The organism is Stenotrophomonas sp. STEN023 (assembly GCF_056760135.1).
In genome coordinates this window covers 1-10,107 of the sequence record NZ_JBRREF010000126.1, presented here as the reverse complement: position 1 = coordinate 10,107, position 10,107 = coordinate 1, and the positions used below count along the sequence as shown (strand labels likewise).

The following is a 10,107-nucleotide window of genomic DNA, read 5'->3' as shown; positions in this document are numbered from 1 at the left end:
ACCCCCTCCCTTTCGCCGCAGGCGAAGGGGAGGGTTGGGGAGGGATGCCTTTAGTCTTCTAGCTTCTAGCTTCTAGCTTTTAGCCCTCAGCCCTCAGCCAACCTTTCAAGCCAACCAACTCTCCAACCCCCGCCCAATCCGCTCAACCGCCTCCTGCAAGCGCCCAACATCCTGCGTATACGCAATCCGCACATGCTGGTTCGCCCGGTAGTTCCCAAAATCCAGGCCCGGCGTAAACGCCACATGCTCGGTCTCCAGGAAATGCGCACAAAACGCCTGCGCATCATCGGTAAACGCACTCACATCGCAGTACAGATAGAACGCACCCTGCGGCTCCACATCAATCCGGAACCCAAGCGCCCGCAACGCCGGCAACAGATAATCCCGCCGCTGCCGGAACTGCTCACGACGCTGCTCGAAAATCGCAATCGTCTCCGGCTCGAAACACGCCAGCGCCGCATGCTGCGCCATCGACGGCGCGCTGATGTACAGGTTCTGCGCAAGCTTCTCCAGCTCCGGCACCGCGCGCGGCGGCGCCACCAGCCAGCCCAGGCGCCAACCGGTCATGCCGAAGTATTTGGAGAAGCTGTTCAACACGAATGCCTCGTCATCAACCTCCAACACGCTGGGCGCATCAAAGCCATAGGTCAGCCCGTGGTAGATCTCATCCACCACCAGATGCCCGCCGCGTTCCTTCAGTGCGGAAGACAAGCCAGCCAACTGCCGAGCATCCAAGGTGGTTCCGGTCGGATTGGCTGGCGAAGCCACCAACGCCCCAACACTGCCAGCATTCCAGTTGGCTGCAATCGACTCCGGAGTCAGCTGATAGCCACTTTCCGGCCCAACCGGCACCAGCTGCGCCGCGCCTTCCACCAAACGCAGGAAATGCCGGTTGCAGGGATAGCCGGGGTCGGCCAGCAGCCAGTGTTTGTCCGGGTCCACCAGCAGGCTGGAGGCCAGCAGCAGGGCGCCCGAGCCGCCCGGGGTGACCAGGACCCGCTCCGGGTCGATATCCAGCCCATAACGCTGGCCATAGAAGCCCGAAATGGCCTGGCGCAGGGCAGGCAGGCCGCGCGCTGCGGTATAGCGGGTATGGCCGGCGGCCAGCGCGGCCTGGCCGGCACGTACCACCGGCTCGGCGGTGGTGAAATCGGGTTCGCCGATCTCCAGGTGGATCACGTCGTGGCCTTGCTGCTCCAGCGCATTGGCGCGGGCCAGCAGCGACATGACGTGGAAGGGCGCGATCTCCTGACTGCGGCGGCTGTATGGGGCGTGCGGGGTGTGGGGCGTGTTCATCGCTGCATGATAGGCGCCGTTGATGGCAGCGGGGCAAGCGCCGGGCATGGCACACTGTGGCCTGCTGCACTGGATGCACCACCGCTGTTCCGGAGTGAACCTGATGAAACCTCTTCTTTGCCTGTTGGTTGCAAGCCTGATGATCAATACCGCCGCCGCGTCCCAGCCCACCCCGCCTGATGTCGAGAAGCGCCCGCATACGGTGACCGCGCCGTTCGGTGCGCAGCGCGAGGATGCGTATTACTGGTTGCGTGATGACGAGCGCAAGGAGCCGGCGATGCTGGCCTACCTCAACGCCGAGAACGCCTATACCGACGCCCTGATGGCGCCGCTCAAGCCGCTGCAGGACAAGCTCTACGCCGAGATCGTCGGCCGCATCAAGCAGGACGACGCCAGCGTGCCCTACCGCGAGCGCGGGTACTGGTATTACACACGCTACGAGACCGGCAAGGATTACCCCATCCACGCGCGCCGCAAGGGCGACATGCAGGCGCCGGAAGAAGTGCTGCTGGATCTCAACGTGCTGGCCGAAGGCAAGGGCTACTTCGGCATCGACGACATGGACATCAGCCGTGACAACCAGCTGCTGGCCTTTGCCGAAGACGCCGTCGGCCGCCGCCAGTACACCATCCGCTTCAAGGATCTGAGCACTGGCAAGATGCTGGATGATGTGATCGAGGGCGTGTCGGCCAATGTGATCTGGGCCGATGACAACCGCACCCTGTTCTACGTCGAGAACGACCCGGAAACCCTGCTCACCGTGCGCGTCAAGAAGCACGTGCTCGGCACCCCGGCCAGTGCCGACGTGCTGGTCTACGAGGAGAAGGACGACAGCTTCTACATGGGCATCGGCCGCACCCGCGACGACCGCTTCATCACCATCGGCGTGGACAGCACCGTGTCCTCCGAGCTGCGTTACACCTCTGCCGCCAACCCGGGCGAGTTCACCGTGCTGGCCAAGCGCGAGCGCGACGTGGAATACGACGCCGACCATTACAACGGCCAGTGGGTGATTCGCACCAATGCCGACGGCGCCACCAACTTCAAGCTGGTGACCGCGCCGGAAGGTGCCACTGACCGCAAGCAGTGGAAGGATTGGGTCAAGCACGACCCGCAGGTGCTGATCGAAGGCTTCGAGCTGTTCGACGGCTATACCGCAATCGCCGAACGTGCCGAAGCGCTGGAACGCGTGCGCCTGTTGTTCGCCGATGGCCGCAGTGAGTTCGTCAAGGCCGATGAGCCGGCTTACTCGATGGGTCTGTCGGTCAACGCTGAACCGGAAACCGAGTGGCTGCGCTACAGCTACACCTCGCTGACCACCCCGGCCACCACCTACGAACTCAACGTCAAGACCGGCGAGCGCCGCCTGCTCAAGCAGCAGCCGGTGATTGGCTATGACCCGAGCAAGTATGAAACCGAGCGCGTCTGGGTGACCGCCCGCGATGGCGCACGTATTCCGGTGTCGCTGGTCTACAAGAAGGGCTTCAAGAAGGACGGCACTGCCGCCCTCTACCAGTACGCCTACGGCAGCTACGGCATGTCGATGGACCCCAACTTCAACCAGAGCGTGGTCAGCCTGCTTGATCGTGGCGTGGTCTACGCCATTGCCCACATCCGCGGCGGCCAGGAAATGGGCCGCAGCTGGTACGACGACGGCAAGCTGCTGCACAAGCAGAACACCTTCAACGACTTCGTCGACGTGACCCGCGCGCTGGTCGCACAGGGCTATGCCGCCAAGGACCGCGTCGCGGCCTCGGGCGGCAGCGCCGGTGGCCTGCTGATGGGCGCGGTGGCCAACCAGGCCCCGGGCGACTACCGGGTGATGGTTGCGCAGGTGCCGTTCGTCGACGTGGTCACCACCATGCTCGACGCCAGCATCCCGCTGACCACCAACGAGTACGACGAGTGGGGCAACCCGGAGCAGAAAAAGTACTACGACTACATGCTCAAGTACTCGCCGTACGACAACGTCACCGCCCAGGCCTATCCGTCGCTGTTCGTCGGCACCGGCCTGTGGGATTCGCAGGTGCAGTACTGGGAGCCGGCCAAGTGGGTGGCCAAGCTGCGTGACGTCAACACCGGCAGCCAGCCCATCGTGTTCCGTACCAACATGGAAGCCGGTCATGGCGGCAAGTCGGGCCGCTTCCAGCGTTACAAGGAACAGGCCGAGTCCTTCGCCTTCGTGCTGGGGCAGCTGGGCCTGGCTGACTGACGCAGTTGGGCCGTAGCGATGCCTGATACACCGCCGCCACGTGATCCTCCCGGTCCACGCACGCGCCCACCGCGCCTGCGCTGGGCGTGGTGGCTGCTGGCCTATGTGAGCCTGGGCGTGGGCATCGTCGGCATCTTCGTGCCGGGGCTGCCCACCACCGTCTTCGTGCTGATTTCGGCCTGGGCGGCCTCGCATGGCTCCGAGCGACTGCACCGCTGGCTGCTGGACCACCCGCGCTTCGGTCCGGCCATCCGCGACTGGCAGGCGCACGGCGCGGTCAGCCGCAAGGGCAAGTGGATGGCCAGCCTGACCATGCTGGCCTGCGCCCTGATCACCCTGTGGTGCGTGCCGTTGGCCTGGGTGAAGTGGACCTCGATCAGCATCATGGCCTGCGTCTGCCTGTGGCTGTGGCTGCGCCCCTTGCCCCCGGGCGAACGCTGAACGGCGCGCGGCCGCGGTTCGGACTTCGCGGTCCAGTGGCTATACTCGGGGGATGAACAAGACGTCCCGTTTCCTGATTCTCATCCCGGCGGCCTTCCTGCTGCTGGGTCTCAGTGCCTGCGGCAACAAGGGCCCCTTGGTGATGCCGCAGAAGCCGGTGCCGATCGAGGAACAGGAAGTCACCCCGGCCGAGCAGCCCGCTGCCGACCCCGCCACCGACAAAACCGATCCGGCCGCCGACAAGAAGGCGGACGAGGCCGTGGAAGACGCCACCGGTGGTGCTGGCGTAAATGAGTAAGTCGGCAACAGGGCGCATGCGCTTCAGCAAGATGCATGGCGCCGGCAATGATTTCGTGGTGTTGGACCTGCGTGACGGCAGCGCGCCGCCGAATGCCGAGCAGGCAGCGCTGCTGGCAGACCGCCATCGCGGCGTGGGCTGCGACCAGATCCTGACCATCGAAGCCCCGCGTAGCGAAGGCGCGGTGGCGTCCTACCGCATCTGGAACTCCGACGGCTCCACCTCGCAGCAGTGCGGCAATGGCGCGCGCTGCGTGGCCGCCTGGTTGGTACGCGACGGCGCCGCACAGGGCGACGATTTCATCATCGACAGCCCAACCCGTACCCACGCCGTGCAGCGCCTGGCCAATGGCGAATACGCCGTGGCCATGGGCAAGCCGGAGTTCGAGCCGGAACAGATTCCGCTGCTCGGCTTCCCGCGTGCGCGCGAGGAATACATGACCTCGCTGCAGGGCGAGAACGTGCGCTTCGGTGCCGTATCGATGGGCAACCCGCACGCGGTGCTGGAAGTCGGCTCGGTCGACGCCGCACCGGTCGAGCGGGTAGGGCACCTGCTGCAACAGAATCCCTCGTTCCCGGAATCGGTGAACGTCGGCTTCGCCCAGGTGATGGATGCCGGCCACGCCCGACTGCGCGTCTACGAACGCGGCGTTGGCGAGACCCTGGCCTGCGGCAGTGGTGCCTGCGCGGCGGCGGTAGTGCTGATGCAGCGCGGCCGCCTGCAGCGCGATGCACTGATCTCCTTGCCCGGCGGTGACCTGCGTATCCAATGGCCGGCAGACGACGCCGAGATCGTGATGTCCGGCCCGGCAGCATTCGTATTCGACGGAGAGTGGATGGGATGAACGACACAGTCGAGAAAATCGGTGCCCATGAAGTTGCAGCCTGGCTGCGGCGTCATCCGACCTTCCTCAAGCAGTTCCCCGACTTGGCACTGACCATGGTGGTGCCGCGCGACGACGGCCCCACCGCCTCGCTCGCCAGCTACCAGCTGGAAGTGCTGCGCGACAAGAACCGCGAGCTGTCGCGGCGCTTGGCCGACCTCGGCGCCAACGCGCAGATCAACGAACGGCTGGCCGTGCGTACCCACCAGCTGACCCTCGCGCTGATGCGCCAGACCAGCGCCGCCGACACCCTGCGCGCGATGGCCGCCTCGCTGGAAGAAGATTTCGCCGGTGACCTGGTGCGCATCGTCTCCTTCGACGACGTGCCGGAACTGGCCGAAGCCGAGTGGCTGCAGGTCATCGCCAAGGACGACGCCAAGCTGGCCCCGTTCCACGACTGCCTGCAGGACGGCGAGCCCATCTGCGGCCGCCTGCAGCAGGAAAAGAACGACGTGCTGTACGGCGAGCGGGTAAACGAAGTGTCGTCCACCGCACTGTTGCCGCTGCCGGGCGTTGGCCTGATCGCAGTAGGTAGCTACGACCCCAACCGCTTCTATCCCGGCATGGGCACGCTGTTCCTGCGCATGATGGGCGAATCGCTGGTGACGGGTCTGCAGCGCTTCCGCAGCGCTTGAGTGGAGTGATGCGGCGATGAGCGCCGTCCAGGCATTCCTGTCCTATCTGCAGGTCGAGCGCCGCATGTCGGCGCACACGCTGGACGCCTACCAGCGCGACCTCGCCGCGCTCACGCAATGGTGCGAAGCGCATGACGTTGCCGATCCGCAAACCCTGCAAGGCGATCAGCTGCGCGAGTTCGTCGCCAGCGAGCACCGCCGCGGCCTGTCGGCCAAAAGCCTGCAACGCCGCCTGTCGGCCTGCCGCAGCTTCTACGCCTGGCTGCTGAAGAACAACGTCATCGACAACAGTCCCGCCGCCGGCCTGCGAGCGCCCAAGGCACCGCGCAAACTGCCGCAGGTGCTGGACGCCGACGAAGCCGTGCAACTGGTCGAACTACCAACGGACGCACCACTAGGCCTGCGCGACCGCGCGCTGTTGGAACTGTTCTATTCATCAGGCCTGCGCCTGAGCGAACTCTGCGCCATGCGCTGGCGCGACCTCGATACCGCCAGCGGCATCGTGCTTGTGCACGGCAAGGGCAACCGCGAACGCACCGTGCCGGTCGGCTCGCATGCAATGAATGCTTTGCAGGAGTGGCGCAAGGAAAGCGGCGGCACCGGCGAGAAGCCGGTATTCCCGGGCCGCAGCGGCGGCCCCATCAGCCAACGCGCCGTGCAGATCCGCATCAAGCAACTGGCGCAACGCCAGGGGCTGTTCAAGAACGTGCACCCGCATATGCTGCGGCACAGTTTCGCCAGCCATATCCTGGAATCCTCAGGCGACCTGCGTGGCGTGCAGGAACTGCTGGGGCATGCGGATATCGCAACCACGCAGATCTATACGCATCTGGATTTCCAGCATCTGGCGAAGGTTTATGATGCTGCGCATCCTCGGGCGAAGCGGAAGAGTTGAGGTCGATGTAAGTTGGGGTGCTTGGCTAGGTCGGAGTAAATTGGTAAAAAATTCTCTGAAAAGAACGTGTTGCCTCCCGCAATGCGGGAGTAGGAAATATCGAATTTATCAGAATGCCTTTCTTTGGGGCGAAACTGACCTTGTACAAACCTTCCGAGGAATAGCCAGCAGCCACCACGCAACGTGAGGTTCGGAATGCGCTGGTAACCACGGTTTGGTCGTTTCTGAGTAATCTCCTCAGGATCTCGGCTGAGAGGTGCGACATGGTTGAGATTATGAGTGCATGGATGGCGTGGCGCTAAATGCGCTGAATGTTATACGATGAGAGCCTCTTGGTGGAACTCTTGGTCTAGTTCCTTGCGATATCGTCTAGTTTGCTTGGCCGCAAATGCATTTAAAATGCTTGGATGGGTAAAAGCTCCCTGTAAATATCGCGAAGGCAAAAGCCTAGCGAACGCCTCTCGGCGTTGTTCGCAAAGAAGCCAAGCACAAACAGTTCACGATCAATAATTCCCTGCAACTTTGGGCTGAGGTCCCGATACTTTAAGTCGCGATCCAGCAGGTCTTTCACCTCGTGGCGGTACCAGTAGTACCGTTCCTGTAGTCGGAACTCCGCTATATGATTGGTTGATTCTATGTTCTGGCCTTCAAGCGTCAGGGCTACGTCTTCCAATTTCACGTGTCCGCTAGGCTTCTTGCGGAGTGTTCCGATGGAGGAAAATTTTACATTGATTGGCTTTTCGTCAAGTGGATGCGATAGAACTTTGTTGTGCGGGTTTCCAGTCGACTTCACGCCTGAGTTGCATTGAGCGCACGATGGAATGAGATTGCTTAGCGAAACTGCCAAGTAAGGAAATATAAACTTAGGTAGATAGTGGTCGAGTGGCGGGCGTAGCCTGAATTGCCCAGCGCTCGATGCGCCGGGGTCATTTTCTAGGTGCAGATTGATGTGGTTGCATTGGCAGTAAGGGCATATTCGCAGTTGATAGGCGTTAACGAGAGCATATGCCCCCCATCCATCTTTGCTATTCGAGAAGCTACTGTAATCGAAGCATTTGTTTATAATTTCGAGTGTGTTTTTGTTGTTTTTATCTTTATCGCTGTTTCCCTTTTTAATTCTTGCGGTGTATTTCGAGAAATCGGGAAATTTTTGGATAATCTCGCTGGCAATGCTTTCCAGGCGGGCTGGATCCCCAAGAGCTATGTCCTTGAGATTTTTCTCTAAATATTTGATCAGCGACTTGTTGTAGGTGGGCGAAATATTCGCGGTGGCGGATTTTAGTTTTGATTTAAAATTTTCTTTCACTAATTTAAGGTGAAGCTTACGATCTGTTTCTGATATTGGCGTTAGTTTAAGCATGCTTTTCTTGTGTCCGCCTGTTGAGCTCTTCGAGTAGGTGCGCTTTTAGATGACTTGATGCAATTTGGTTGATTAAGTCCTTCGCTTCTTCTTCGTTCGTGATTGAGGTGGCTTTTGATGACTCAAAAAAATCAATTATCTTCTCATATAGGTTCTCAGTAAGGTATCCGGAGAATTCTTGCACGCCATATATGTCCGAAAGAATTTCTTTTGGGCCGTGTGCGAAACCGTTTCGCATCTTTCCTGACTTTACATCGAAGAGTCTATTTGGAGGGGTGTCGCCTGCGACGATTAAGGAGTGTGTTGCCAAGATCAGGTGTATTTCCTTAAATGATTTTCTATATCGACTGATAAACTTCATGATGTCACGAAGGTACTTTCGTTGCCATGCTGGATGCATGAACATTTCGCCCTCATCTATTACTATCGCGACATGTTTAGTTCCATTGGCGCTAAGGGCTTCTAGAGCGGAACTAAGGGAGGCGAATAGCATTAATAGTGCAACTTGTCCGCTGCTAAGCTCGAAAAAATTCCAGCGTAGCAATCCAAGATTTTCAGCCTCCTGTAGTCCAGAGATCTCCGTTGGCGACTTTGAGCCGAGCAATCGGGCGTGATCCATTAGTTTCGTTGGGGATTTGCTCGCTGTTTCCCTTCTAAGGTTCTCAATGGACCTTAATATGTGTGGAGTAATTACACGCCCGTACTTATCGCTCTTGCGACGGCTGAGAAATCGCCCGATAGCTTGACTACCGGTTAGTGCGGAATTTCTACTGAATAGATCTAAAAGTAGAGTTTTTGCTGCTTTGGGGCCATCCAACCTTGCCCGGAGTAGCTCTATAGCGAGTAAGGACTGTGTCCGAACGCTCAAGCTCTGTCCCAGTCTTTGAAGCTTTTTGGCGTAGATGTTCTCGCGCTCAGATCGTTTGGAGACTGACCTTTCTGAGTCAAATGGCGACAGAGCAAAAATGAACTTTTCGATCTCATCCTCGATATCCAGGATATGCCTTATCTCTAGTTGCACCTTTGCTTGTCGAATAAAAGGGATGTCCTTGGGTAGCGACGCTGTAGCTTGGCAGAGTGACGTCCCATTGAACGAATTCGTACCAAATGACGGCGTCACATCAATCGTACCTTCCGTTGCGAGTTGTCGACGTCGTGCTGATTCAAACGGGGAGGTCGTGTAGAAAACGGATCCGAACCTCTCTCGTTGCTTCCGAGGTTCCTTGGTTGTGCCATGGCCAGTTAGTTTGATTGCTCTCTGATCCGAGCCAGGGTTGAGGTGGATACCTCCAATAGCATCTCGCCAGATGGTGCCGAGCGGATGATGGCGAGTATTGGATGATAAAGTTCGACATACATCCAGTAGTAATGCCGTCTTTCCTTCGCCGTTCTCTCCGTAGATGACGGTTACTGAGTCCGTTTCAGATTCTAGTGAGGAGCCAATCGTTGAAGTGCTTTCGGAAATAGCGATAGTTGTGGTGCGACCTCCGGCCTCCTTTGCCACAATATCAAATTTATAATTTTGAGTTAGTGACATAACTGAAATTTCTTTCGTTTTAAAGTGCTGTACTACGAGCGCTAGGATCAATTCGTCGTCCATGGTGTTCTTTTTCGCGGTTATGTTTTTATATTTAAATGCTAGTGAAGGGGGCGCGGGATAGGGGCGCTGCGTCAGCTCTGTGGTGGTATTTCGGGCTGGAAATCATATTTTTCGTATTTGCCATTGAATCTGGCGCCGCGCTGAAGATATTATTCCAGTAAATAGCATTGACGAGACGCCGGGTTCTAGGTTTGTTGAGGGGAAGTCCTCAGATCGTTTGCCTCCGATAATAATAACTTTGATTTGTTTTCTGACATGTTTGGCGAAGTCGTGGCGATATCTAGTCGCTTGTTGGTAGTCGGTATACTTGAGAGGGTGGCTGGGGCGCTTGAATTCTATTAATAGATATTCTCCATGCAGGTCTTCACTTAGGAGTAGGTGAATCGCCCAGGCTTTTGTAGACACTCTTCAGCCGTTTAGTGCGTACTGCCGTTCAAACTCTATCGGGGACAGGCCGCCATTGGAACCGTGTCGCCGTGTCGGGTTG

General features: G+C 58.9%; 9 protein-coding genes. 6 read left to right on the top strand and 3 right to left on the bottom strand.

Annotated elements, in window-relative coordinates; genetic code table 11:
• Positions 1 to 105: 105 nt before the first annotated feature.
• Positions 106 to 1,296 carry a pyridoxal phosphate-dependent aminotransferase gene (locus ACVOLV_RS21225; protein WP_481556094.1) on the bottom strand — a complete coding sequence of 397 codons (1,191 nt, stop codon included), beginning with the start codon at positions 1,294 to 1,296 and terminating at the stop codon, positions 106 to 108.
• 103 nt (positions 1,297 to 1,399) lie between these two features.
• On the opposite strand from ACVOLV_RS21225, the gene ACVOLV_RS21220 reads away from it, so the two are divergent.
• Genes ACVOLV_RS21220 through xerC form a run of 6 tightly spaced genes read left to right on the top strand, consistent with a single transcriptional unit; the run spans position 1,400 to position 6,660 of the window.
• The gene (locus ACVOLV_RS21220) at positions 1,400 to 3,508 is read left to right on the top strand and encodes a S9 family peptidase (RefSeq protein ID WP_481556093.1); all 2,109 of its coding nucleotides are present in this window, start codon (positions 1,400 to 1,402) and stop codon (positions 3,506 to 3,508) included.
• 18 nt (positions 3,509 to 3,526) lie between these two features.
• Complete coding sequence (locus tag ACVOLV_RS21215; protein WP_296247689.1) at positions 3,527 to 3,949, top strand: YbaN family protein; 423 nt, start codon at positions 3,527 to 3,529, stop codon at positions 3,947 to 3,949.
• 52 nt (positions 3,950 to 4,001) lie between these two features.
• Entirely contained in the window at positions 4,002 to 4,247 is a 246-nt protein-coding gene (lptM, locus tag ACVOLV_RS21210; protein ID WP_303747529.1) for an LPS translocon maturation chaperone LptM, read from the top strand.
• A complete protein-coding gene (dapF, locus tag ACVOLV_RS21205; protein WP_481556092.1) occupies positions 4,240 to 5,091 on the top strand; it encodes a diaminopimelate epimerase in 852 nt (283 codons plus the stop codon). The genes lptM and dapF overlap by 8 nt, the downstream gene beginning before the upstream one ends.
• The gene (locus ACVOLV_RS21200; protein WP_481556091.1) at positions 5,088 to 5,765 is read left to right on the top strand and encodes a DUF484 family protein; all 678 of its coding nucleotides are present in this window, start codon (positions 5,088 to 5,090) and stop codon (positions 5,763 to 5,765) included. The genes dapF and ACVOLV_RS21200 overlap by 4 nt, the downstream gene beginning before the upstream one ends.
• A gap of 16 nt (positions 5,766 to 5,781) precedes the next feature.
• On the top strand, positions 5,782 to 6,660 hold the full coding sequence (gene xerC / locus ACVOLV_RS21195) for a tyrosine recombinase XerC (RefSeq protein ID WP_481556090.1): 879 nt from the start codon (positions 5,782 to 5,784) through the stop codon (positions 6,658 to 6,660).
• A gap of 394 nt (positions 6,661 to 7,054) precedes the next feature.
• On the opposite strand, the gene ACVOLV_RS21190 is transcribed toward xerC, so the two are convergent.
• Complete coding sequence (locus tag ACVOLV_RS21190; protein ID WP_481556089.1) at positions 7,055 to 8,020, bottom strand: hypothetical protein; 966 nt, start codon at positions 8,018 to 8,020, stop codon at positions 7,055 to 7,057.
• Positions 8,013 to 9,620, bottom strand: a complete 1,608-nt coding sequence (locus ACVOLV_RS21185) for an AAA family ATPase (RefSeq protein WP_481556088.1) — start codon at positions 9,618 to 9,620, stop codon at positions 8,013 to 8,015. The genes ACVOLV_RS21190 and ACVOLV_RS21185 overlap by 8 nt, the downstream gene beginning before the upstream one ends.
• Between the last annotated feature and the right edge of the window lie 487 nt (positions 9,621 to 10,107).

What these genes read in the sequence shown, in the direction of transcription:
- ACVOLV_RS21225 (WP_481556094.1), bottom strand. Translation starts at nt 1,296, where the DNA reads ATGAACACGCCCCACACCCCGCACGCCCCATACAGCCGCCGCAGTCAG.
- ACVOLV_RS21220 (WP_481556093.1), top strand. Translation starts at nt 1,400, where the DNA reads ATGAAACCTCTTCTTTGCCTGTTGGTTGCAAGCCTGATGATCAATACC.
- ACVOLV_RS21215 (WP_296247689.1), top strand. Translation starts at nt 3,527, where the DNA reads ATGCCTGATACACCGCCGCCACGTGATCCTCCCGGTCCACGCACGCGC.
- lptM (WP_303747529.1), top strand. Translation starts at nt 4,002, where the DNA reads ATGAACAAGACGTCCCGTTTCCTGATTCTCATCCCGGCGGCCTTCCTG.
- dapF (WP_481556092.1), top strand. Translation starts at nt 4,240, where the DNA reads ATGAGTAAGTCGGCAACAGGGCGCATGCGCTTCAGCAAGATGCATGGC.
- ACVOLV_RS21200 (WP_481556091.1), top strand. Translation starts at nt 5,088, where the DNA reads ATGAACGACACAGTCGAGAAAATCGGTGCCCATGAAGTTGCAGCCTGG.
- xerC (WP_481556090.1), top strand. Translation starts at nt 5,782, where the DNA reads ATGAGCGCCGTCCAGGCATTCCTGTCCTATCTGCAGGTCGAGCGCCGC.
- ACVOLV_RS21190 (WP_481556089.1), bottom strand. Translation starts at nt 8,020, where the DNA reads ATGCTTAAACTAACGCCAATATCAGAAACAGATCGTAAGCTTCACCTT.
- ACVOLV_RS21185 (WP_481556088.1), bottom strand. Translation starts at nt 9,620, where the DNA reads ATGGACGACGAATTGATCCTAGCGCTCGTAGTACAGCACTTTAAAACG.